This is a genomic window from Acinetobacter pittii ANC 4050, assembly GCF_000399685.1.
GTDB classification, from domain to species: Bacteria; Pseudomonadota; Gammaproteobacteria; order Pseudomonadales; family Moraxellaceae; genus Acinetobacter; species Acinetobacter pittii_E.
This window is the reverse complement of sequence record NZ_KB976987.1, coordinates 2,416,444-2,440,948: the sequence shown is the minus strand read 5'-3', so window position 1 is coordinate 2,440,948 and position 24,505 is coordinate 2,416,444. Positions and strand designations below refer to the sequence as shown.

The window sequence follows — 24,505 nt, the reverse complement described above, 5'->3', positions numbered from 1 at the left end:
TTTTTATCTAATCTAGAATATAGATTAGTGTGCAGCAGAAGCAGCAGAAGCAGCAGGTGCAGAAGCAGCAGCAGGTGCAGAAGCAGCAGCAGCAGCATCAACAGCTGTAGAAGCAGCAGTAGCAGCTTCAGAAGCAGCAGTAGCAGCAGTAGAAGCAGCAGCTACAGCTTCAGAAGCAGCAGCAGCAGGAGCTTCTTCTTTCTTAGAACAACCAACGAAAGCTAAAGTAGCAGCAACAGCAGCAGCAACAGCGAATTTTTTGAATAACATGGCATCACTCTCACAAAAAAGATTTGAGATTAAAAAAACCTAAGTTGGACTGTTTTGCTTTTATTATTCCTAAAACGTAGCTAGGTAACAACGCATGGAGCAGTCTAACTGGTCTGCCGCTATGCTATCACTGCAAATGTCGAAATACTACTGTCGCTTGTCAAAAAAACGTATGAAAAAGAGAAAAACAGACTGTTTTTTAACAGAAAAAAACAATTAACTGACTACTATATATTGGAAAAGGTAGAGATAAGTTACTAAAAAGAATCAACTTTTTTATATAAAAATATTTATTATCAAAAGCTTATAAATAATTTTACATAAAAATCAACGAAATGTATTTTTGTGTAAAGCTTGTCAACCAAATAAAAAACCACTCAAAAGAGTGGCTTTTTATTAAGGTTTGATCAATTAAGTTGAAGCTTTACGTTTCATTTGATCAAAGAAATCATCGTTTGTTTTGGTTTCTTTCATACGGTCAAGTAAGAACTCCATTGCCGCCAACTCATCCATAGGATGGAGGAGCTTGCGAAGAATCCATACTTTACGTAATTTATCTTCATCCATTAAACGTTCTTCACGACGGGTGCCTGACTTTTTGATATTCATGGCAGGGAAGACACGTTTTTCAGCAATACGGCGATCAAGCGTAATCTCTTGGTTACCTGTACCTTTGAATTCTTCATAAATGACGTCATCCATTTTACTGCCTGTTTCAATCAAAGCAGTTGAGATGATCGTGAGTGAACCGCCTTCCTCGATATTACGTGCAGCACCGAAGAAACGCTTAGGACGTTCTAATGCATGAGCATCCACACCACCCGTTAACACTTTACCTGATGACGGGATAACGGTGTTGTAAGCACGTGCAAGACGGGTAATAGAGTCAAGAAGAATCACAACATCTTTTTTATGTTCAACAAGACGTTTAGCTTTTTCAATAACCATTTCTGCAACTTGTACATGGCGAGCTGGAGCTTCATCAAATGTTGAGGCAATAACTTCACCGCGAACAGTACGTTCCATTTCAGTTACTTCTTCTGGACGTTCATCAATGAGTAGAACGATCAAAAATACTTCTGGATTGTTTCTAACAATCGATTGAGCAATATTTTGGAGTAACATTGTTTTACCCGCTTTTGGCGGTGCAACAATAATAGAACGTTGTCCTTTACCAATCGGCGCAACTAAGTCAACAACACGAGCAGTTAAATCTTCTGTCGTACCATTACCGAGTTCCATAACCAATTGTTCAGTTGGGAAAAGGGGTGTTAAGTTTTCAAATAAAATTTTATTTCGAGAATTTTCTGGCGTGTCATAGTTAATCTGGTTAACTTTGAGCAACGCAAAATAACGCTCACCTTCTTTCGGAGGGCGAATAGTACCTGTGATGGTATCACCTGTACGCAAGTTAAAGCGTCGGATTTGTGAAGGACTCACATAAATATCATCCGGACCTGCTAAATACGAACCTGCGGCAGAGCGCAAAAAACCAAAACCATCAGAGAGAATTTCGAGAACGCCGTCACCAAAAATTTCTTCGCCATTCATCGCATGGCGTTTCAAAATGGCAAAGATAATATCTTGCTTTCTGTTACGAGCCATACCTTCCAGGCCCATAAATTCAGCAATTTTAATTAGTTCGCCGATTGGTTTTTTCTTGAGTTCAGTTAAATTCATAAGGGTCAGAATTAGGAAAGAGTAGAGTGTGGTTTAAAAAGAAGAAAAATCGCTCGCATACAAAAAAGATTATCGCAATTGTATTTACACAATAACAATTCAGAAGTCTGATTAATTGTTTCGAAGAGAAATGTGAAAAAACAATTTCTGTTGCCGAGTGGCGATCTTTATGTTTGTGTCTTGTAAGAAGCCGGACGAAGATGATTCCCTTCAGTGCCTCTTGAGCATGCAATATAAGCCAGCCTAGCTAATTTGTCAATTTATAGCCGAAAAAAATACGCTATAAAAAAGTATAGCGTATTTTCTTTTTTAGCATTTTGACTTAAACGTTTTCATCAATAAAGCTAACAAGTTTAGAGCGAGGTACAGCACCAATTTGTTGAGCTACAACTTCACCATTTTTGAAAAGTAATAAAGCAGGAATATTGCGGATGTTGTATTTCACCGCAGTATCTTCGCAAGAAGTCACGTCAACTTTAACAATTTTTACTTTACCAGCATATTCGCTTGATAAGTCTTCAAGAACAGGTGCGATCGCTTTACAAGGTGCACACCATCCTGCCCAGAAGTCTACAAGTACAGGTGTTTCAGAATCTAAAACATCTGCTTGGAAGTTATCATCAGTTGTATTTACAATAGTCGCAGACATGGTACGGCTCCAATTTTTAGAAAAAAGTGCTATTACAGGAGAAAATTATCTCTATCAGTATTACATAGCTACTTAGTTCAATGTAAGGGTTTGATGCTATTATTCAAGGCTTATCTAATTTTGTCTAATGGATGCTCACGATATTCATCATCGACTTGTACAATCAACTTATAAATAGAAAAATTTAAATCACAGCTAATTGTTGATGAAAATGGCTTTTCAATTGCATTCTTGTGAATTACTCTAGGCGTGAATTGTTATGGGTTTAGTTCAATAATGTCTGACTTTCTGATTGATGAAGAATTACTTGCCGCCATAGATATGGGGTCGAACAGTTTTCACCTTGCAATTGCACGGGTAGATCATGGTGAAGTTAAAAAAGTTGCTTCGATGTCAGAAAAAGTACAGCTTGCAGCTGGTTTAGATGAGAATAAAAACCTAACGGAAGCCGCTCAGCAACGGGGCCTCGCATGTTTGGCTCGTTTTGTTGGAAGATTAAGTTCTGTTCAACCAAATCGTTTAAGAATTGTGGCGACCAATGCCTTGCGTCAGGCAAAAAATGGTCATGAATTTATTCAAAAAGCGGCAGAAATTTTACCTAAACCTATTGAAATTATTGCGGGACGAGAAGAAGCACGTCTGATTTATCTGGGCGTATCACATACCATGGCAAATGGTGGTCGACGTTTAGTTGTAGATATTGGTGGGGGCTCTACCGAATTTATTATTGGTGAAGAGTTTGAGCCTATTTACACTGAGTCATTGCAAATAGGATGCGTGGCTTATACAAAAGCCTACTTTGCTGATGGTGAAATTACACAAAAAGCCTTTGATAAAGCAGTAGTGGCTGCCCGTAAAGAGCTTTCAGCTATTGCAACAACTTATAAAATGGAAGGTTGGGATACTGTTGTTGGTTCTAGTGGAACTATTAAAGCTTGCCGCCAAATTATGGTGAATATGGGCTTAAGCGATGAACAAGAAAACGTTACTCGAGAAGGGTTGTATAAACTCAAAGATAAATTACTTAAGTTTAAAAATATTTCTGAAATTGATTTTGAAGGACTTCGAGAAGACCGACGAGCAGTTTTGCCAGCCGGATTGGCAATTTTGTACGCAGTTTTTGAAGTTTTAGAAATTGATCGTTTGGCATATTCTGATGGTGCATTACGTGAAGGCGTCATGTATGACCTATTAGGTCGTTTTAAACATGAAGATATCCGCGATCGCAGTGTACAAGCTTTAATGGGACGTTATAACGCTGATCCAAAACAAGCAGAAAGAGTCGTAAATACAGCACAACAATTATTTGATGGTGTTGCAAAATCACTTAATTTAACGAGTGAAGACAGTGACTTACTGCGTCGAGCTGCCTATTTGCATGAAATTGGTTTAGCGATTAGTCATGGTGGGTATCACCGCCATGGTGCTTATTTATTGCAGCATTCTGATATTCCTGGTTTCTCACAAATTGATCAAAATCATCTTTCACATTTAGTTGCGCACCACCGTCGTAAATTGCGAAATGATGTAAAAAATGAAATTTTGAAGGCTGGTGGCCATAAATTACTTTATCTATGTTTATTGCTTCGCCTAGCAGTTTTACTCAACCATAGTCGAAGTGATCAGATGCTTCCTGCCATTGAACTAACCATCATAAATGATCAACAATGGCAGCTTAGTGTTTCTGGTGATGCCAAACAATGGCCATTGTTAGTTGCCGACTTGCATGATGAGCAAGAGCAGTTTAAGCATTGGGACATTGAATTGAATATTCAGTCGGAAAAATTTATCGATTAAAGGGATAATATTCGACCTATGAAAAAAGCTACTCAGTCCAAAGCGTGGACAACGGTTCAAATTGCACGTCATCCTGATCGTCCGCAATTTCTAGATTATGTCGGTGAAATCTTTACAGAGTTTGATGCCTTGCATGGTGATCGTTTGTTTGGTGACGATGGTGCGATGGTAGGTGGTCTTGCTCGTTTTGATGGTCAGCCTGTGATGGTCATTGGACAACACCGTGGTCGTAGTACCCGTGAAAAATTAAAGCACAACTTCGGTATGGCTAACCCAGAAGGTTACCGTAAATCTCAACGCCTATTAGATATGGCTGAGCGTTTTAATCTTCCGGTTTTCACCTTTATTGATACGATGGGTGCTTACCCAGGTGTAGGTGCTGAAGAGCGTGGACAAGCTGAAGCAATCGCAACGAGTCTTGCTCAACTTTCAAGTTTGAAAGTTCCTGTTGTTGCAACAGTACTTGGTGAAGGCGGTTCTGGTGGTGCTTTAGGTATTGGTGTTGCTGACCGAGTAATTATGTTGTCGCATAGTATTTATTCTGTGATTTCACCAGAAGGCTGTGCATCTATTTTGTGGAAAACTGCTGAAAAAGCGGCTCAAGCAAGTGAAGCTTTAGGTTTGACAGCAGATAAACTACAATCTCTAGGTATTGTTGAATATGTAGTAGATGAAGGTGAAGGGGCTCATTTAGACCCTGAGCAAGTCATGCAAAACCTAAAAGTAGTTTTGAAGCAAGCTTTGGAAGAGTTGCTACCAATGGATGCAAATGAACGATGCGAAGCACGTTATCAACGTTTAATGAAGTTTGGCAGCGAAAATTTAGGCATCACGTCTTAAAACAGGCTCAAGAGTTTTTAGAAAATAATACTTTTCTTATCGGATGTAGTGGCGGCATGGATTCAATGCTGCTGCTACATTTGATGTCTCAAATTTTCCCTCAAAAGATCCGAGTAATTTACATAGATCATCAACTGCAATCAAAAAGTGCAGAGTGGGGAAAACTCGTTGCTAAACAGGCTACGAGTTTAAATATTCCTTATATTATTCAGAAAGTTCAAGTTACCGACGGTAATTTGGAAGCTCAAGCACGTCAGGCACGCTATCAAGCTTATCGGCAACATTTGCAGGCCAATGAAATTTTAGTGCTTGCTCATCATCAGCAAGACCAAGCTGAAACAGTGATGTTACGGTTATTATCGGGTGCAGGTGTTGATGGGCTAGCTGCTATGCAGTCTATTGATCATCGTGTAGATATGACAATTTGGCGACCCTTTTTAGATTTAACCCGTGAGCAAATTGTCGAGTGGACTACTCAGCTTGAGATTGAGCATGTAGTTGATCCTACAAATTATGATATCCATTATGATCGGGCATGGTCGCGTGAAGAACTTTGGCCATTTTTACAAAACCGATTTCCAAAAATGCAGCAAGCCCTTAGTCGTACCAGCTATTTGATGCAAGACGCTTCTGAAATTTTAGAAGAAGTTTTAAAAGTTGATCTGCAAAATTGTGGTACGGACGAATGTTTGGATTTAACTCAGCTATTAAAATTATCCTCTGCCCGTCAGCGTCAATTGCTTTCGGTTTGGATGAAAGGTGAGGGGCAATATCGACCTGTATTTGAAATGGTTGAGCGTTTAAAAAATGAAGTAATTGATTCAAAGTCTGATGCACAGGCGGCATTACACTGGAACCAGTTTTATTATGTTCGTTATCAACATCATCTTTATAGGTTGAGTAAGCAAGTTTTTCTTGCTGAAAAATTAAATCCAGTTGAAACCGAGACAGAGCATTATTTCCAAATGGGGGAAATAGTGCATTGTGCTTCAGGATATTTTCAAATTACACAAACAAATATGGGTTTATCTTCATCTTTATTAAAGAAAAATTTAAAAATAATTCGACGCCAAGGTGGTGAAAAAGTCCATTTATATGGTCGCGTTGGGCAATGGCCATTAAAAAAAGCAATTCAAGAAGCACATATTTTGCCTTGGCTTCGTCATACAATTCAAATATTAGTCATAGATAATGTTATGCTTGGGGTTTTTACACCGAAAGGATTTTGGTTGGCTCAGTCTCCGTATTGTGAGCAAGGAGGATGGCAACCAGATTTAATTTCTTATTCTTGTAATCTGGTAAATGGCGAATATGGTTATGACAAGTGCAGTAAATAGTAATATCTGTTTTATTGGTGGTGGTAATATGGCCCAAGCTTTGATTGGCGGGCTTATTTCAAGAGGTTTACCGCCAACACGTATTACCGTTTCAGATCCTGTTGAGCAAATCCGCCAATTATTGCAAGAAAAAGAAGTCCATGTGACACAAGATAATGTGGCTGCAATTCAAAATGCTGATGTTGTTGTACTGGCAGTAAAACCACAAGTTTTGGCGACTGTTTTACGTCCTTTAAAAGGTCTGTTATCAGATAAATTGGTCATTTCAATTATTGCTGGTGCTGAAATTCAAACGATATCAAACTTAATTGATAGCAATCGAATTGTTCGAGTGATGCCAAATACGCCGGCTCTAGTTCAAACTGGTGCGCATGGTATTTATGCAAATGAAGTAGTTGGTACTTCGGATCGTGAATTAACAAGTCAGATTTTAGCAGCCACAGGTTTAACAATTTGGGTAAACTCCGAAGCTCAAATTGATGCAGTAACAGCGGTTTCTGGCTCAGGTCCTGCATATTTCTTTTATCTCATGGAAAGTATGATCCGTGCGGGTAAAAACTTAGGACTTGACGAGAAAGTTGCAACTGCGTTGACTCTTCAAACAGCATTAGGTGCAGCTCAAATGGCAATTACCAGTTCAAATACTCCTTCTGAACTACGTAAGAACGTGACGTCACCAAATGGTACAACTCAAGCTGCACTTGAAGTTTTTGACCGTGCACAAATCTCCCAAAATATTCAATCTGCATTGGCTGCTGCACAGAAGCGTAGTCAAGAATTGGCTCAAGAATTGAGTGACAGTGCGAAATAGCTTAAATAGGATAAGACAACTATGGGTGCAAATTCTGCGCTAATTTTTGGAATTTTAATTAATGTCGCGATTTTATTGGTCTTTTTCCGTTTTTTAATGCAATTGGCGGCAGTAAGTCCTTATAATCCTGTGGTTTTATCGACCGTAAAGGCGACTAAAATTGTTGATATTTTTGGCCGAATTTTTCCGACGGTCGCAAAAGGCCGATTTAATTTGGCTGCGTTGGTTCTTTTAATTATTTTATATTTACTGAAAATTTTCGGTGTGATGTATCTTTCTGGTTCTATGCCAAATAGTCCGGTTCATTTAGTGATACTGACTTTTGTGACAATGATTCAGGACTTAATTCGTTTCTGCCGTTATTTAATTTTTGCAACAATCATTTTGAGTTGGGTGGTTATGTTCACTCAATCACGTTCACCTTATATTGAAGTAATTCAAGATTTGGCTGAACCTTTACTCGCGCCATTCCGTCGTATATTGCCTAATATGGGAATGATTGACTTATCTCCAATTTTAGCGTTTTTAGCGCTTTATATTGCCGAGATCCTCATGAATGAAGTGGCTAAAGTTCTTTTAACTGGACTTTAAGTTAACGCAAGAAAAAAGGGCTGTATTTCACAGCCCTTTTTTATTTTTGCTAATTAATGAGCATTATCCCAATTTAGCCCTTGTCCAACTTCAACAAGTAAAGGTACAGAAATTTCTACAACAGATTCCATGACACTTGCGATTTGCTTGGAGAGTTCTCCGGCAATGTTTTGATCTGCTTCAAATACTAATTCATCGTGTACTTGAAGAAGTAACTTCGCTTGATCTTTTGGCAAGATTTTATCAACTGCAATCATTGCGAGTTTAATAATATCAGCCGCACTACCTTGTAAAGGGGCATTGATCGCAGCACGTTCAGCAGCTTTACGCACCATCACATTTCGTGCATCAATATCAGGCGTATAAAGACGACGACCCAATATGGTTTCAACAAAGCCTTGCTCTGATGCAACTTGACGTGTGCGTTGCATATATTCATAGATGCCAGGATAGCGTTGGAAATATTGCTTAATATAGTTTTGCGATTCTTGACGTGTAAAGCCTAATTGACGAATCAAACCAAACTCAGACATACCATAAAGTAGGCCAAAGTTAACGGCTTTCGCTTGACGGCGTTGGTCATTGGTCACATCTTCGATATCAATACCCAATACTTCGGCAGCAGTACGGCGGTGAACATCTTGCCCATGCTGGAACGCATGCACTAATGCTTCATCTTGAGAAAAATGAGCCATTAAACGTAATTCAATTTGCGAGTAATCGGCAGCCAATAGTACTCGACCTTCTGGCGCAATGAATGCTTTACGAATTTGACGGCCAATTTGTCTACGAATTGGAATGTTTTGTAAGTTAGGATCAGAAGAGGAGAGACGGCCTGTCGCTGTCAGTGCTTGGTGATAGCTCGTATGTACGCGATGCGTGTCGTTATGAGACTGCTCAACTAGACGATCGGTATAGGTACTTTTTAGCTTTGCTAAACCACGATGCTCTAAAATAATTTCCGCTAAAGGATGTTCGATTTTTTCTAAAACACTTTCACTGGTGCTGTATTGTCCAGTTGCAGTTTTTTTGCCGCCTTTGACTCCTAATTTATCAAATAGTATTTCGCCTACTTGTTTAGGTGAAGCAATATTAAAAGTTTCATCTGCAATTTCCATAGCCTGATTTTCAAGGCCCTCCATGGTTTTTGCAAATTCAACGCTTAATTTATCTAAGAATGCATGGTCTAGACGAATACCATCTTCTTCCATACCCGATAAAATACGGGCAACTGGCATTTCGATGTTATATAAAATATTTTCTAGCTCTGGAAATGGCTTAAGTTTGTTTGAAAGCACTTCATACAAGCGATAAGTCACATGCGCATCTTCTGCTGCATAGTGAGCAGCAACTTCAATCTCAATTTGATTGAACGTCTTTTGTTTAGCGCCCTTACCAGCAATTTGTTCAAAGGTGGTGGTTAAGTGACTCAAGTAGACACGAGCTACATCATCCATGCCGTGACGAGTCGCTGCTGCATTTAAAACATAAGATGCCAGCATGCTATCGAAATACCAGCCTTTAAGTTCTATGCCATGATTGGCAAAGATATGAGCATCATATTTAAGATGATGACCAATTTTTTTAACTGCTTCATTTTCTAGCACAGGCTTAATTTGAGCCAGAACTTGATCACGATCTAGTTGCTGCGGTGCATTTTCATAATTATGTGCTAATGGAACATAGTAGGCATCTTGTGCATCAAATGCGATTGAAAAACCAACCATCTCGGCAATACGGTAATCAAGGCTTGTAGTTTCTGTATCAATAGCAAAATGATCGGCATTTTGCATACGTTGCCAAAGTTGATCCCATGCTTCTTGCGTTAGAACCGTATGGTAATTTGCAGTCCCCAGTTGGTCATCTTGACTGGTTAAGCTTGCTTGATCTTCAGTTTCTATAGATTCAGCTGGTTTAACTTCATTTTGAACAATAGTTTGTGAAGCTTGTTGTTTATAGCTTGAGCTATTTGGATTGTTTGGATGATCAAGTGACTGTAACTGATTTCTAAATTCAAGCTCAGTATACAAATTACGTAGAGCCTCTACGTTTGGATCAGTAAGCTTTAACTCATGCCAGTCGAGTTCTAAAGGAAGATCACAAACAATGCTGGCTAACTGGTGATCAAGCTTAATATTGTCTAAATTATCTTTAATATTTTGGCTAATCTTGCCTTTAAGTTGATCTGCATTGGCAATGATATTGTCTAAAGTGCCATATTCAGTCAGTAACTTCGCTGCTGTTTTTGCACCTACGCCAGGCACACCCATGATGCCGTCAGATGCATCGCCCATGAGGGTTAAGTAGTCGATAATTTGATTTGGCCAAACACCAAATTTTTCAAATACACCGTCCGTGTCGAGTACGCGATCTTTAAAACTATCTTCGAGTTTTACATGATCATTGACGAGCTGAGCCATGTCTTTATCTCCGGTTGAGATAAGTACATGATGGCCTTCGAGTACGGCACGTTTTGCAAGTGTACCGATAATGTCATCTGCCTCTGCACCCGGAAGACTATATAAAGGGATCCCTTGCGCTTTAATCAAGGCATGCAAATATGGAATCTGCTGTGACAATTCTTCCGGCATGGTTGGACGATCACCTTTATAAATAGGTGAAAGTTTATGACGGAAAGTAGGCTCAGGTGTATCAAAAATGACAGCCATATGTGTTGGCTGCATGCGGCGCATTAGTTTTTGAATGGCAGAAATTGCCCCACGTATTGCATTGGTATGTAACCCTGTAGAGGTCGTCAATGGTGGTAATGCATGATATGCACGAAATAAAAAATAGGACCCATCAACCAAGACAAATGGTGGCATTGAACAATTCCTTAATCTGAATTACGAGTATTTTACGTGAAAACGGCTATGAATGCAGGTTTATGATTTTTGCAGTATTTTGTATGTATAAATATACGCTTGTATTGCCTTGAAGTAAGATGACCTGTAATGAAGGTGTCATATTGCTAAGCCCATGTATAAAAAAGACAAACAGGGAATGATCATCGTTTTGATCGCTTTGACTTTGTTTTTAGCCATTTCAATTGGTTTTAAATTTCAGAGTGCCGTTGTTGCTTTATCTATTGCACTTACTGTCATATTAGTTCAATTACTGTCAAATTTGCATCAGCGTTTAACTCATTTAGAACAGCAGTTTTCTCCGCAGAAAACGCCACTTTATTCTATTCATATGCAAAGAACTGTGATTTATGCAGCTGCCTTGGTTGCATTAGTTGCTTATATAAATCATTGGATGTGGATTGCTGGTGGGGCTTTACTGGTTTTATTATTATGTTTAATTCAAACCATCAGCGCATTTCATACTCGGCTGTTGTACCTTGAATCAGCAAAACAAACTGTTCATGCAAATGAGACCATACAATCTGAAGTTATAAATCCAGTGCTAGAGCAGGTTGGTCTCAACAATACTGACATGCTATGCCCTGCCGAAACGGTAACTTTCAATCAAACAGAACAACCGATTCCTGTAAAAACCGCATGGTGGCAACCAGCCGTAGATTGGATGATTCATGGCAATCCAATTTTAAGGGTTGCTGTTGCTGTGCTTATGGTTGGGGTAGTGTTGTTATTACGTTTTGCAAGTGAGCACTGGCAATTGAGTTTGGGTGTAAAACTTGGTTTTATTGCCATTGCCGGAGGTGTATTAACAGCATTTGGATATACCTTGCAAAAGAAAAACCAGCTTTTTGCTGTGGCCTTGCAGGGTGTAGGACTTGCTGTGGTATTCCTAACACTTGTGTTCTCACATCATTTTGGTGTAATCGCCAACTTAACTACAGCGAGTATTCTGTTTGCGATTTTATTAGCTATTACGGTATTTCTGAGTTTAAAACAACAAGCTATTTATTTAGCAATTTTAGCACTTGGTATGGCTTATGCGGCTCCTTTAGTTATTCCGCAATACCACCCAGATGTAGTCTTCCTATTTAGCTACTACCTTGTTATTAACTTGGCAGTTGCTGCGGTTAATTTTATTCAGCCTTGGAAAATCTTAAATCAAATTGCTTTCTTTGCCACCATGTTTATTGGTGGTAGTGCAATCGCATTTTATGCAGAACCAATAAAATTTGACACACTAGACTGGATCTTATGGCTCCATATCGCATTGTTTATTTGGCTCAGTGTCCGTTATAGCCAAAACATATCTCGAGTTTCAGCACATGAAAAACAAGAGGGCATTCGTTTACCCCCACTGTTAGATGTAGGCCTGATTTTTAGTGTGCCTGTACTGGGCTTTACACTTCATGCCTATTTAGTACATGAGTCTACTCAAGCATTGACGATTGGTGCTGCTGTTTTGGCTGGTACATATGCGCTATTAACTTTTTGGATTAAAAAGACTCATGCTCAGCTTTCTGTGCTTGCAAAAAGCTTTTTCATCCTCGCGGTTGCTTTTTTTGCTCTAATTTTTCCACTTGCAAAAGGAGCGCACTGGACAGCAATTGGTTGGGTAGCTCAAGGTACAGCTTTAATTGTGTGGGGAGTAACTGAACGCTACCGTTTAAGCCGATATATTGGTGTAGTTTTAGTTTTACTCAGTTCTCTTGCACTGTTTTATCAGGTTTGGGCAAATGAAGAGTTCCCAACGCTAAGCACGAGCATCTATGCAATAGCTCAATTTATTTCTACTTTCTATTTATTGCAATACAACAGTAAAGAGCAACGCTATTTTAGTGCCAGCATGATTAGTGGCATTTTCTTATGTTTAGGCATGTATGCGGGCGCCGTAGCAGGTATAGAAATAATGACATGGCATCATCATGGTTTAAGTCCATATTTGATGTTTGCTGTAGTTCTAATCGCAATATTTAGTCTGGTCGTACACTATAAACTTCGTGTGCAATGGCAAAGTTTGCAGTTAATTTTAATTAGCCTTTTACTGTTGTTGATTTTGGGTGAAGCCTTTACGAGTCAAGTATTCAGTGTGTTTAAATGGCCGAGTATATTGCAGCAGGGTACTTTCCTTGTGAGTACTATTCTTCTTAGTGCTTTGTTTATTATGGCTCAACCGCAGTTAGATGAGTCAGGATACTTGAAAATCTGGGGTGGTTTAAGTTGGTTAGCATTAGCGATAGTAGGGTTGGCAGTCTTCCCACAAATGCCAATTGTTGCTCTGGCTTTTGCTCCTGTGGTTTATTCCCTTTTGGCGTATAAAGCTAATAAAACGACCTTGTTACATCAAATTCCAGTGTGGTGTTTAAGCTTATTTTGGTTGTTAGTAGTGAGCATAGACCGGCATTCTGCTGAGTACCTTTACTTTGTTCCTTTGATTAACTTAACTGACTTCCTTTCAATTTCAGTATTGGCTGGTCTACTCTTTATTATTTATCAACATGCTTTTGATCAAGATAAATCACTGGAGTGGACTTTTAAAATCACAACCATTCTAGTAGGGTTGTTGGTGTTTAGTAGTGTGGTGGTTAGAGGCCTGCACTATTACTGGGCAACCCCATTGTGGAGTGCTTCAATTTGGACAAATGGTGTCGTGCAGTTAAGTTTGACATTACTTTGGGTCATTTTGGCATTTGTATTAACTACATTCTCAAGTCGAAAAATGATTCGTCAACTCTGGTTTGTTGGTGCTGCACTTTTAGGAGTTGTCGTATTAAAGCTGATTTTGCTTGATCTATCACAAAGTGCGACATTAACTCGGGTCATTTCATTTATTGGAGCGGGTGGGGTAATGTTGATTATTGCTTATCTTGCACCATTACCACCGTCTTCTGTACAGAAGAATCAAGAGCCTAAGCTTTAGGCTCTCGTTTTAACTCTTTTTGATTGCTGTATTGATCAATATCATCTTCACCGAAAACAGTAGATGGCCGATCAATTAAGCCCATTTTCGGTACAGGAATTTCAATTTGATTATCCAAAAAGCCATTTCGGATACGTTCTTGCATTTCATCTCGAACTTTTAAGGAATTTTCTTGACGACACCACATCGTAAATAAAAGCTCAATCGAGGATTCCCTGAATGCGGTAACTGTAACCGCAGGTTTTGGGTCATCTAACACGAGTGGATAGTGAGCTGCGACATTAAGTAGAACTTCGCGAACTTTAATAATGTCTTCGTGAAAGTTAATCGCGAGTGTAATCGGAATACGCCGTATTGGATATTTAGATAAGTTGTGTACAGGGGCGCGAATAAGCTGTTCGTTTGGTAAACGAATATAAACATTGTCGAGTGTAAGTAATTTTACCGAAAGCAAATCAATTGAGATGACTTCACCTTCAATTGTATTCCCACGAATGAGGGTGATCTGGATGGTATCACCGACTTCAAAAGAACCTTCCCCAATCAAGAATAAACCACTAATTAAGTTACTGGCAGAGGTTTGCGATGCGAAACCGAGTGCTACGGTTAGAATCCCTGCTGCGCCAAGGAATACACTAAGTTTGAACCCAGCTTCTTTCAAACTCGTCATAATGAAGAGTAAGAAAATAAAATAAAAAATACCGCGACGCCATACCAAGCGTTGATGAGCATTAAAACGTGAACCAATAGTTCTAATAAAGGTATTTGAAATAATACGAGCAAGAACAAAACCAATGAAACAAAGCACGACGCCGACTAAAATTTCACTAATACGTTCGGTATTGATATTGGTAAATATGCTTGTGAGGCTATCAGCGATATCCTTAGGAATACTTGTATCAGCCATATAAACCTCTTAAAAGAATGAATCAAACATATTAAATAATGCTCCACCAGGTGAACGTGGTGGATGAACATAGGTCACTTCACCAGCAAGAGGAGGCGTACGGTTTTCAATACGAATGCGTGCGGGGCGGTCAGAGCCTTCATAGTAAACTTTGATTTGAGAAGTCCACAAACGTCTTGTGCTTTCACTATAAAAAAGAGGAAGGGCCGTAACTGGCACATTCATACGATCAAAGCGTAATTGATGATTACTGGTGTTGTGAAAGTCGATTGGAGTAACAGCACGAAACGCGCGTGGTGTTAATAGATTCAAATCGGTACGCCCATCTACCGACGTGGCATAACAGATCTCACCTTGCTGGGCATTTGGGCCGAACCATGTATCCTTAGGTTGAATGACAGGAATCTCAAATAACGGCTCATGCTGACTTTCAACTAAACCTGCAATCCACAATGGCGTACTTATATATAAAGTCCCACGTTGACCTGCTGGAATATAGATAGGATCAACGGGTTTAATGACCACAGAACGATCTGCCAGACGTGGCATAAGTAAAAATTCTGGATTGGTCTTTCGAAACATATAACGTTCTACTTGAACATTATGCGGGAAAGCAAAATGTGGATCGGCAAGTGGGTGCCAATCTTGCTCATTATCGTCTTGAAGAGCAGGTCGATAATATTCGATACGCCATTCTTTTATGCCACGTGTTAAACGAAAAAGCATTGAACCGAATTGCCATGCTTTGGACTGATTAATTTCAAAGTTCTGTTCTCCCCACCATTTTAAAGAATTCTGGGGGCGAGGCTGATATTCATTATTTTCAAACAAGACGTAAAATTCCTCTACCGAGTTGTTAAACAGACTTCACGCTGTAATCTGCTTAGAGTACACTCAAAATCATCTTACTCATCATTATAAATTGTGATGCAAATATTGAAACAAATACAAGTTCCATATAGTTTTGCCAAGCGTCATGGTGTTTTATTTCGTTATGACGGTGATCAGGTATTTATTATTAGACGTCAAAATACTGAAAAAATTGCATTGCAGGAAGCAAGACGCATCTTGGGTAAGCCAGCTCATTATCAATTATGTACTGAACAAGAATTTAATGCGTTCTTGAGTACGAGCTATGCAGGTGATACAGGGGAATCACAACAAGTTGCAGCAGGTTTAGAAGATCATCCAGATTTATTAAGTTTGGCCGATCAGGTTCCTGAAACAGAAGACTTAATGGATCAGGAAGATGATGCTCCTATTGTCCGTCTTATTAATGCATTACTTTCAGAGGCAATTCGGGTAGGGGCTTCAGATATTCATATTGAAGCTTTTGAAAAGAAACTATCTGTACGATTACGTGTAGATGGTCAACTACGTGAGATTGTACAGCCACGCCGTGAGCTGGCACCTTTATTGGTCTCGCGTATTAAAGTCATGGCGAAGCTTGATATTGCTGAAAAACGTGTACCACAAGATGGGCGTATTTCTTTACGCCTTGCTGGCCGTGAAGTAGATGTCCGTGTTTCAACGTTGCCATCGTCACATGGTGAAAGGGTGGTTATGCGTTTGCTTGATAAACAGGCAGGCCGCTTGAACATGACACATTTAGGCTTAATGGCTAATGACTATGAGCGTTTAACTCAATTGGTGCATCGTCCTCACGGCATTATTTTGGTCACTGGGCCTACGGGTTCGGGGAAAACAACGACCTTATACGCAGCTTTATCTGATTTAAATGACAATACTCGAAATATCTTAACTGCTGAAGATCCAATCGAATATCAACTTGAAGGTATTGGTCAAACACAAGTGAACACCAAAGTGGATATGACATTTGCCCGAGCTTTAAAGGCCATGTTACGTCAAGATCCTGATGTGGTGATGGTAGGGGAGATCCGTGATCTGGAAACGGCTGAAATTGCAGTTCAAGCCTCTTTAACAGGTCATTTGGTTTTATCAACGCTCCATACTAATACCGCTATTGGTGCAGTTACCCGACTTAAAGATATGGGGATTGAACCATTCTTATTATCAAGCTCTTTAATTGGGGTGATTGCTCAACGTTTGGTTCGTACTTTATGTCCACATTGTATGACATGGCGTGAAGCCGATACTTTTGAGAAACAGGTTTTTCAGCATATTCATAATGAACCGTTGTTGCAGTTACCTGAGGCTAAAGGATGTGATCATTGCTCTCATCTAGGTTTCAATGGGCGTACAGCCATTTATGAAATCGTACCTGTTGATGAACCTATGCGCCGTCTGATTCATGGTAACGCGGCTGAATATGAATTAGAAAATCATGCTCGTGTATATTCGGGCTCTATTCGTGATGATGGTTTACGCAAAGTACTTACAGGTAAAACTACTCTCGAAGAAGTGCTTCGTGTAACTAATGAAGCAAGTGAAGCATAATATGTAAGATGAAAAAATGCCCGATCTGATTCGGGCATTTTTTAATATCAAAACTTATTCAGTCACAATATTAAAGTTCACATCAATATTGTTGCGAGTTGCATTTGAGTATGGGCAAACAATATGAGCAGCTGCAACTAACTTTTCAGCTTCTTCACGGTCCATACCAACTAAGTAAACATTTAAAGTCGCTTCGATGCTAAAACCTGTAGGAATTGGTCCAATACCTACTTCACCTTCTACATAAGCATCTTTACTAATATTAAATTTATCGCGGTTTGCAACAAATTTTAGAGCACCTAAAAAGCATGCTGAATAACCAGCTGCAAATAATTGCTCTGGATTTGTTACAGCACCACCAGCGCCACCCATCTCTTTAGGTACACCAAGCTGTACATCTAATACGCCGTCTGATGAAGTCGCACGGCCATCACGACCACCGGTTGCTTTAGCTTTTGCACGATAAACAACTTTTTCTAATGACATCGTTTTTATTCCTAAAATAAATTGAATACAAATATATCGTACACGACTTAAATATTTTGACAAGTATATTTTTTAAAAAAATTGCTGTTTATTTGACTAGATTTGTACGGAGTTTAGTAAGTTGGTCTTTGAGGCCCAATAGCGTTGTCATATCACATGAACTTGCTTCTAGTACACCTGACGGGATATCCATTGCTTGATCTTTTAATTTTTTCCCTTCATCACTCAGCGTAATAATAACTTGTCTTTCATCTTGAGATGAACGGGTACGATGAAGTAAATTTTGGGCTTCTAACTTTTTCAAGATAGGGGTGAGGGTAGATGATTCTAAAAAAAGTTTTGCTCCAATTTCCGAAACAGTGACTTCATCTTGCTCCCATAACACCAACATCACTAAATATTGAGGATAGGTAATACCCAAAGGTGCTAGAAGTTTTCTATAGAGCTGATTCAGTGCTAAATTTGTTGAATAAATGAGGAAACATAATTGATTCTCAAGCTTTAAGTTTTGACAGTCTTGGTCCATATATTCCTCAAAGAAAATAATACTACTTTTGTAGTATATCGCTTTCTATTCAGTTTCTTAAATGTTCATCCGAATAGTTTATGAATAAAACAAATGAGGGTACATAAAAAATGGAATAATTAGATCAATTATTCCATAAGAAAAAATATTTTAGATCACTGTATTTACCACAAGTCTGCAATCTTTTTCATTAATCGAGCACGATATTTAGCGGTAGGATTATTTGCGTTACGTTGTTGCTCTTGTTCATAAAAGTCTTGCCATGCAGTAATCATTTCAAGAGTAGTTCCTTGTTTTTTAATCATAGAAACATCTGCAGGCTGAATATTTTCTAAACGTTGTCTTGCACCTTCTGCGCCTGTACCCCATCCAATTATTCTTTGGCCGAATGCAGGTAACGGAATATTTTTAGGTGTTGCTGGAAGAATATCTGAACTGAGTTGTGCCGTAGGTGAAACGAAATGGTTCGTTGTTCCAAACTCTGCATAACAATGAATATTTGCCCCCAAGCAAAAAAAGCTAAATAAGTATTTCCACATGAATAATTAAACTTTTAATATTGAATCAATTTACGGTGTGTCATTAGAGGCATTGAAGAGCGGACGAGTTCTTGTGCTGTTAGGTCAAAAGGTACAGTGATTAAGCCATTCCCTTCATATCCAACCATACTTAAAATTTGACCACGACTATCTGTTGCCCCAGAGTGTCCCCAAGTTTGTCGTTTTTCACCATGCCAGCCCTGTTGTGCTGCACCTAAAACATAACATTGGCTATCCATTGCCCGAGCCTGTAGCAAAAGCTGCCAGTGCATTTGTCCAGTTGTATAGGTAAACGCAGCAGGAGCAGTAAGAATATGAGCGCCTTGTTGTCTCAGGGTGAGAGCAAGCTCTGGAAAACGTAAGTCATAACATACCATTAAGCCGATATTGCCAAAAGGAGTAGATGTGACTACTACGTCTGTCCCGGGTTCAAAGAAACGAGACTCCTGATAACCACCGACAGCATCACCCACTTGTACATCAAATAAATGGATCTTGTCATAACGTGCTTCTGTACGCTCAGGGCTAATACAAAGACTAACAGTTCGGACTCGACCATCTTGAATGGTGGAACCATCTGGACGAAATGGGCATGGTAAAGTACCGGCTATAATCCAGATTTGATATTGGTGTGCTAGTTTTTCAAGCCTCTGCTGAATAGACTCAAACTGCTCAGCTGTTTCACGCTGTTTCCCAGCAGCAAAACATACAAAGTTTTCAGGGAAAACAATTAAGCTGGCATTTTGCGCCTTACTTTGTTGAATCAAAGACTCAATGACTTGAAAATTATTTTCAATATCATCTTGAGAGTTCATTTGAGCAACAGAAACAAGGGTCATATTCTAGTCCGGCTTAATAGGAGAAATCAGGCATTTTGCTTGTCAGATACCTGTTCAAGCGTATCTTGTTCTTTCTGTAACTGCTTCACAAGTGGCTCAAACATGTTCTGATTGTTTGCATTGAGTTTCATCAATGTCTTATGTGCATCCAGAACCGTTCTTAGCATTGCATTATGAGTGATTTGTTCATCAGTTAACGTTAATGTGCAAACGTTAGGATCGCCACAATAATTCAAAATGACAAAAACCTGCCCTAGCCCCATACTGTTGGCTAAGGTTGTGATATCTGGATTGGTAGATAGCATCACAGCTTGAATATGATGAGTTTGTTTAAGCTTTAAACCTAGCTTAGCCAGGATGCCTAATACTGTACTATCAATAAATGTTGTTTGGGTTAAATCAACGATTGCACCAACAACATTCTCTTGCTGTTCAATTCTGTTTAAAAGTTTGTCTAGACTTATACAAGAATGGGCTCGCACTTCACCAATAAGTTTGAAAATATGCGTTCCATTTAAACTTGCATATTCAACATGACCTGTTGACATATAAATGCCATTTTCAGAGAAGGATAGAAAAATTATCACATAGTGCCATCTCAGACTCAAGAGTCCTTAAGTCGTATATTATGTAATTAATTGATTCGTAAATTAATTCATTCGACAAAGACTAAAGATGGCAATATCATCAGCCACATGATCAGGTGCTTGAAATGATTGATTTTGCAAATGATGAACCAATTGTTGGAACTGATCATTTAAACCACCATCAAAAGGTTCAAGTGCTCCATCTGAGCAAACAATAAAGCGGGATTGATGATTTAATGTACAAATATGCTCTTCAACTTCAAGTTCATCGGTTAAGCCTAATGGAAAACTACTTGTTGTTAGAATTTTGGGAGCTTGATTCGGTTCAAAAATGATAGGAGGAGGGTAGTGGCCCGCACTTGACCAGCGAAGCGTATGTGTTTCTAGGTTTAAAATACCCACCACAATCGTAATGTGCTTTTCAATATTCTCTTGAACCAACATTCCATTTAATTTTTTTATTAATTGTCTTGGGGTTTTTGAGCGACCATGGAAAGCTGCCATCCATGATGTTAATAAACTACTGGTTACACCATGTCCTGAAACATCGGCAAGATAAAATAAAACTTCTTTATCATTTAATTTCCAGTAGTCATACCAATCACCGGAAAGATAAGCTGAAGGCTGAAAGAAAGTTTCGACTTCATAATTTAATAAATCAATTGGATTAGGCAGTAATCGTTTTTGCAGTTCAGCAGCTGAAGGTAAATCACGACTATCTTGGTTACGCTTATATTGAGCATCAATTCTTGTTAATGCTTTATTTAAATCGTTAGGTAATTGATTCCATACCCAACCTGCAAGAGCACCGGCTTCCCATGCTTGAGCTAAAGCGCTCCCTTCATGTTCAAAAGCAATGACAATGGTGGGTAAATTCCATTTATAAGACAGAAAATCTTGTACATCTGCTATTGCAATGATGGTTGGATCATATAAATCTAAATCATCTATGTTAATGACTTGTAAGCCTGGCAGTTTATCCAAAGCTTGCTCTAAATAAGGGATAGAGCGTGTCGGTTTAATAAAATACATAGAAGATATGGTAGTCCTTTTATATGATCACTTTATTCATCATAGAGTATGTATGATCAAAATCAAGGTATTGCTGAACTCTTAATCCGAGCAATACCTTGATTTCATCTTTTAAGGGTTTTGATCCTCATCTGGAGTATCGTCTGAATCATCATCTATGAAAGATACATCAGCTGAGTCGCCTTTCTTCTCTGCAATTTGGAATGCTTTACGTTGGAGATATAAGTCTCGAATCATGGCATATTGATCACCCTGTAAGGTTTGATCTAAATCTAGATACTGAGCACGAGTATCAACAGCTTGTAACATATTACTCGACCAATAAAGACCATCTTGATCTTCCATAATGTATTTCTGTGGGCGAGCTTGAGCATCTACTGCTAAACCGAAACCATCACGCAAGGTACTCGGACCGAAAAAAGGTAACATAAGGAATGGGCCAGAAGGGACGCCATAGTAACCGAGGGTTACACCAAAATTCTCTTCTTCAGTCGGTAAACCTAAACGGCTGGCAGGGTCAGCTAAACCAAGAGTCGTTAAAGTATTAATAGTAAATCGGCCTAAAGTTTTCGCTGCACGACCAGGACGACCTTGAATAAGCTGGTTAACCGCATTCCAAGGTTCTCCTAGATTTTTACGGAATTGGCGATAAGAACCACGAACATCTTCTGGAGTTTTCTCTCTATATTGAACTGCAACTGGGCGCAAAAAATTTCGATCCAACATATCGTTAAATGAATAAATTGGACGATTTAATGATTGCAATGGATCTTTTACAGGATCTGGTTGTGCTGCGTTCGCATTAATTTTTAAATCTTTAACTTTAATATTTTTTAAATCTTTAATAATTTGTGAGCGCGGATGAGCAGGTGCTGTTTCTTCTAGTGAGCTAGCATCAGAAGATTCACTTATAGTATTTTCTTGAGCATATATAGAGGTACAAACACCTACAGATAATACGCTGAGTAAAATTAAATTAGAATAATTCATATAATTCCTTAACCGCCAGCCAGGCTAATACTTAAATGTGCAGTTGGGTGGAGATATGCTTTAATACAAAACTGATAATCTATTATCAATGTAAAATTGATCAAATAATATAGATAAAATGCTAAAAAGCCTAAAAATTAGCCAAGTGATAATATTAAATTAAAAAAGGGGTTGCAAAGGGGATGGGATGGTCTATAATGCACATCCATCGGCGGTGATGCAGATAGAAACTTGTTGAAAAACAGTTACTTGTGATTAAGTTGGTTGCTTTAAGCGATGAATTTGATGAGAAGTTGGTTTTGAGATTAAGTTTTAAAAATATCGAAATTACCTGTTGACTTTTAAGAGATTAAGAGTAATATAGCCGACCTAGCTTGCTGGTGACGAACCAGGAAGAAGATCATTAAGAGAATTGAAGAACAACTTGTGTGGATTTTTACTGGTTGATTAATCGAAATAATTTTCATTGATTGATTGGTTTAAATTACTCGAAGTTTATTTGAGCGAAATTTAAGTCAGTAATTGATGAGCCAGAATTGGCACCTTGTCTTTAAATAAGGTGCAAAATGATTTTAACTGAAGAGTTTGATCATGGCTCAGATTGAACGCTGGCGGCAGGCTTAACACATGCAAGTCGAGCGGAGAGAGGTAGCTTGCTACTGATCTTAGCGGCGGACGGGGGAGTAATGCTTAGGAATCTGCCTATTAGTGGGGGACAACATTTCGAAAGGAATGCTAATACCGCATACGTCCTACGGGAGAAAGCAGGGGATCTTCGGACCTTGCGCTAATAGATGAGCCTAAGTCGGATTAGCTAGTTGGTGGGGTAAAGGCCTACCAAGGCGACGATCTGTAGCGGGTCTGAGAGGATGATCCGCCACACTGGGACTGAGACACGGCCCAGACTCCTACGGGAGGCAGCAGTGGGGAATATTGGACAATGGGCGCAAGCCTGATCCAGCCATGCCGCGTGTGTGAAGAAGGCCTTATGGTTGTAAAGCACTTTAAGCGAGGAGGAGGCTACTGAAGTTAATACCTTCAGATAGTGGACGTTACTCGCAGAATAAGCACCGGCTAACTCTGTGCCAGCAGCCGCGGTAATACAGAGGGTGCAAGCGTTAATCGGATTTACTGGGCGTAAAGCGCGCGTAGGCGGCTAATTAAGTCAAATGTGAAATCCCCGAGCTTAACTTGGGAATTGCATTCGATACTGGTTAGCTAGAGTGTGGGAGAGGATGGTAGAATTCCAGGTGTAGCGGTGAAATGCGTAGAGATCTGGAGGAATACCGATGGCGAAGGCAGCCATCTGGCCTAACACTGACGCTGAGGTGCGAAAGCATGGGGAGCAAACAGGATTAGATACCCTGGTAGTCCATGCCGTAAACGATGTCTACTAGCCGTTGGGGCCTTTGAGGCTTTAGTGGCGCAGCTAACGCGATAAGTAGACCGCCTGGGGAGTACGGTCGCAAGACTAAAACTCAAATGAATTGACGGGGGCCCGCACAAGCGGTGGAGCATGTGGTTTAATTCGATGCAACGCGAAGAACCTTACCTGGCCTTGACATAGTGAGAACTTTCCAGAGATGGATTGGTGCCTTCGGGAACTTACATACAGGTGCTGCATGGCTGTCGTCAGCTCGTGTCGTGAGATGTTGGGTTAAGTCCCGCAACGAGCGCAACCCTTTTCCTTATTTGCCAGCGAGTAATGTCGGGAACTTTAAGGATACTGCCAGTGACAAACTGGAGGAAGGCGGGGACGACGTCAAGTCATCATGGCCCTTACGGCCAGGGCTACACACGTGCTACAATGGTCGGTACAAAGGGTTGCTACCTAGCGATAGGATGCTAATCTCAAAAAGCCGATCGTAGTCCGGATTGGAGTCTGCAACTCGACTCCATGAAGTCGGAATCGCTAGTAATCGCGGATCAGAATGCCGCGGTGAATACGTTCCCGGGCCTTGTACACACCGCCCGTCACACCATGGGAGTTTGTTGCACCAGAAGTAGCTAGCCTAACTGCAAAGAGGGCGGTTACCACGGTGTGGCCGATGACTGGGGTGAAGTCGTAACAAGGTAGCCGTAGGGGAACCTGCGGCTGGATCACCTCCTTAACGAAAGATTGACGATTGGTAAGAATCCACAACAAGTTGTTCTTCATAGATGTATCTGAGGGTCTGTAGCTCAGTTGGTTAGAGCACACGCTTGATAAGCGTGGGGTCACAAGTTCAAGTCTTGTCAGACCCACCATGACTTTGACTGGTTAAAGTTATAGATAAAAAGATACATGACTGATGATGTAAGCTGGGGACTTAGCTTAGTTGGTAGAGCGCCTGCTTTGCACGCAGGAGGTCAGGAGTTCGACTCTCCTAGTCTCCACCAGAACTTAAGAGAAGTTCGGATTACAGAAATTAGTAAATAGAGATTA

Annotated in this window: 21 protein-coding genes, 2 tRNA genes and 1 rRNA gene; 11 read left to right on the top strand and 13 right to left on the bottom strand. The window is 39.7% G+C overall.

The window, feature by feature from the left end:
* Nucleotides 1–24 precede the first annotated feature (24 nt).
* A complete protein-coding gene (locus F931_RS15250) occupies nt 25–270 on the bottom strand; it encodes a hypothetical protein (RefSeq protein ID WP_016142170.1) in 246 nt (81 codons plus the stop codon).
* Between the two features lie 94 nt (nt 271–364).
* Between F931_RS15250 and F931_RS22195 the strand changes: the two genes are divergently transcribed.
* Nucleotides 365–490 (top strand): hypothetical protein, encoded by a 126-nt coding sequence (locus F931_RS22195; protein WP_080649508.1) that lies wholly within the window; start codon nt 365–367, stop codon nt 488–490.
* A gap of 191 nt (nt 491–681) precedes the next feature.
* Here the strand turns inward: F931_RS22195 and rho are convergent, their stop codons facing one another.
* Nucleotides 682–1,950 carry a transcription termination factor Rho gene (gene rho, locus F931_RS15245; protein WP_002117304.1) on the bottom strand — a complete coding sequence of 423 codons (1,269 nt, stop codon included), beginning with the start codon at nt 1,948–1,950 and terminating at the stop codon, nt 682–684.
* 322 nt (nt 1,951–2,272) lie between these two features.
* Nucleotides 2,273–2,599: a thioredoxin gene (trxA, locus tag F931_RS15240; RefSeq protein WP_016142169.1), complete on the bottom strand. Its 327-nt coding sequence runs from the start codon at nt 2,597–2,599 to the stop codon at nt 2,273–2,275.
* 276 nt (nt 2,600–2,875) lie between these two features.
* Between trxA and ppx the strand changes: the two genes are divergently transcribed.
* From ppx to F931_RS15215, 5 genes are read left to right on the top strand one after another with little or no spacing between them, the layout of a single operon-like run.
* Nucleotides 2,876–4,396 (top strand): exopolyphosphatase, encoded by a 1,521-nt coding sequence (ppx, locus tag F931_RS15235; RefSeq protein WP_016142168.1) that lies wholly within the window; start codon nt 2,876–2,878, stop codon nt 4,394–4,396.
* 18 nt (nt 4,397–4,414) lie between these two features.
* On the top strand, nt 4,415–5,236 hold the full coding sequence (accA, locus tag F931_RS15230; RefSeq protein ID WP_016142167.1) for an acetyl-CoA carboxylase carboxyltransferase subunit alpha: 822 nt from the start codon (nt 4,415–4,417) through the stop codon (nt 5,234–5,236).
* A complete protein-coding gene (gene tilS, locus F931_RS15225) occupies nt 5,173–6,573 on the top strand; it encodes a tRNA lysidine(34) synthetase TilS (RefSeq protein ID WP_080649507.1) in 1,401 nt (466 codons plus the stop codon). Before accA ends, tilS begins: the two co-directional genes overlap by 64 nt.
* Nucleotides 6,548–7,384 carry a pyrroline-5-carboxylate reductase gene (gene proC / locus F931_RS15220; protein WP_080649506.1) on the top strand — a complete coding sequence of 279 codons (837 nt, stop codon included), beginning with the start codon at nt 6,548–6,550 and terminating at the stop codon, nt 7,382–7,384. Before tilS ends, proC begins: the two co-directional genes overlap by 26 nt.
* Nucleotides 7,385–7,405: 21 nt before the next feature.
* Nucleotides 7,406–7,975, top strand: a complete 570-nt coding sequence (locus F931_RS15215; RefSeq protein WP_016142164.1) for a YggT family protein — start codon at nt 7,406–7,408, stop codon at nt 7,973–7,975.
* Nucleotides 7,976–8,028: 53 nt separating this feature from the next.
* On the opposite strand, the gene polA is transcribed toward F931_RS15215, so the two are convergent.
* On the bottom strand, nt 8,029–10,800 hold the full coding sequence (gene polA / locus F931_RS15210) for a DNA polymerase I (RefSeq protein ID WP_016142163.1): 2,772 nt from the start codon (nt 10,798–10,800) through the stop codon (nt 8,029–8,031).
* 154 nt (nt 10,801–10,954) lie between these two features.
* Here polA and F931_RS15205 point away from each other — a divergent pair, with 154 nt between their 5' ends.
* Nucleotides 10,955–13,756 (top strand): DUF2339 domain-containing protein, encoded by a 2,802-nt coding sequence (locus F931_RS15205; protein WP_016142162.1) that lies wholly within the window; start codon nt 10,955–10,957, stop codon nt 13,754–13,756.
* Here F931_RS15205 and F931_RS15200 read toward each other — a convergent pair.
* The gene (locus tag F931_RS15200; RefSeq protein ID WP_016142161.1) at nt 13,746–14,663 is read right to left on the bottom strand and encodes a mechanosensitive ion channel family protein; all 918 of its coding nucleotides are present in this window, start codon (nt 14,661–14,663) and stop codon (nt 13,746–13,748) included. The two genes, F931_RS15205 and F931_RS15200, sit on opposite strands and share 11 nt — an antisense overlap.
* 9 nt (nt 14,664–14,672) lie before the next feature.
* Nucleotides 14,673–15,494: a hypothetical protein gene (locus F931_RS15195; protein ID WP_016142160.1), complete on the bottom strand. Its 822-nt coding sequence runs from the start codon at nt 15,492–15,494 to the stop codon at nt 14,673–14,675.
* 96 nt (nt 15,495–15,590) lie between these two features.
* Here F931_RS15195 and gspE point away from each other — a divergent pair, with 96 nt between their 5' ends.
* Nucleotides 15,591–17,081 (top strand): type II secretion system ATPase GspE, encoded by a 1,491-nt coding sequence (gene gspE, locus F931_RS15190; protein ID WP_016142159.1) that lies wholly within the window; start codon nt 15,591–15,593, stop codon nt 17,079–17,081.
* 54 nt (nt 17,082–17,135) lie between these two features.
* Here gspE and ohr read toward each other — a convergent pair whose 3' ends face one another.
* From ohr to F931_RS15155, 7 genes are all read right to left on the bottom strand, one after another.
* A complete protein-coding gene (gene ohr, locus F931_RS15185) occupies nt 17,136–17,567 on the bottom strand; it encodes an organic hydroperoxide resistance protein (RefSeq protein ID WP_016142158.1) in 432 nt (143 codons plus the stop codon).
* A gap of 88 nt (nt 17,568–17,655) precedes the next feature.
* Entirely contained in the window at nt 17,656–18,093 is a 438-nt protein-coding gene (gene ohrR, locus F931_RS15180; RefSeq protein ID WP_016142157.1) for a MarR family winged helix-turn-helix transcriptional regulator, read from the bottom strand.
* 164 nt (nt 18,094–18,257) lie between these two features.
* Nucleotides 18,258–18,632, bottom strand: a complete 375-nt coding sequence (locus F931_RS15175; RefSeq protein ID WP_016142156.1) for a DUF4951 domain-containing protein — start codon at nt 18,630–18,632, stop codon at nt 18,258–18,260.
* 14 nt (nt 18,633–18,646) lie between these two features.
* The gene (locus F931_RS15170) at nt 18,647–19,471 is read right to left on the bottom strand and encodes a carbon-nitrogen hydrolase family protein (protein WP_016142155.1); all 825 of its coding nucleotides are present in this window, start codon (nt 19,469–19,471) and stop codon (nt 18,647–18,649) included.
* Between the two features lie 26 nt (nt 19,472–19,497).
* Nucleotides 19,498–20,019, bottom strand: coding sequence for an anti-anti-sigma factor GigB (gene gigB, locus F931_RS15165; RefSeq protein WP_002117273.1), 522 nt, complete (start codon nt 20,017–20,019; stop codon nt 19,498–19,500).
* A gap of 102 nt (nt 20,020–20,121) precedes the next feature.
* A complete protein-coding gene (gene gigA / locus F931_RS15160) occupies nt 20,122–21,090 on the bottom strand; it encodes an RsbU family protein phosphatase GigA (protein ID WP_016142154.1) in 969 nt (322 codons plus the stop codon).
* 111 nt (nt 21,091–21,201) lie between these two features.
* Nucleotides 21,202–22,080 carry an MlaA family lipoprotein gene (locus tag F931_RS15155; RefSeq protein ID WP_016142153.1) on the bottom strand — a complete coding sequence of 293 codons (879 nt, stop codon included), beginning with the start codon at nt 22,078–22,080 and terminating at the stop codon, nt 21,202–21,204.
* Nucleotides 22,081–22,653: 573 nt separating this feature from the next.
* On the opposite strand from F931_RS15155, the gene F931_RS15150 reads away from it, so the two are divergent.
* The 3 genes from F931_RS15150 to F931_RS15140 all read left to right on the top strand — a co-directional run bounded on the left by F931_RS15150 (nt 22,654) and on the right by F931_RS15140 (nt 24,459).
* Nucleotides 22,654–24,191, top strand: a 16S ribosomal RNA gene (locus F931_RS15150).
* Between the two features lie 59 nt (nt 24,192–24,250).
* Nucleotides 24,251–24,327, top strand: a tRNA-Ile gene (locus tag F931_RS15145).
* 56 nt (nt 24,328–24,383) lie between these two features.
* A tRNA-Ala gene (locus tag F931_RS15140) sits at nt 24,384–24,459 on the top strand.
* Nucleotides 24,460–24,505 lie beyond the last annotated feature (46 nt).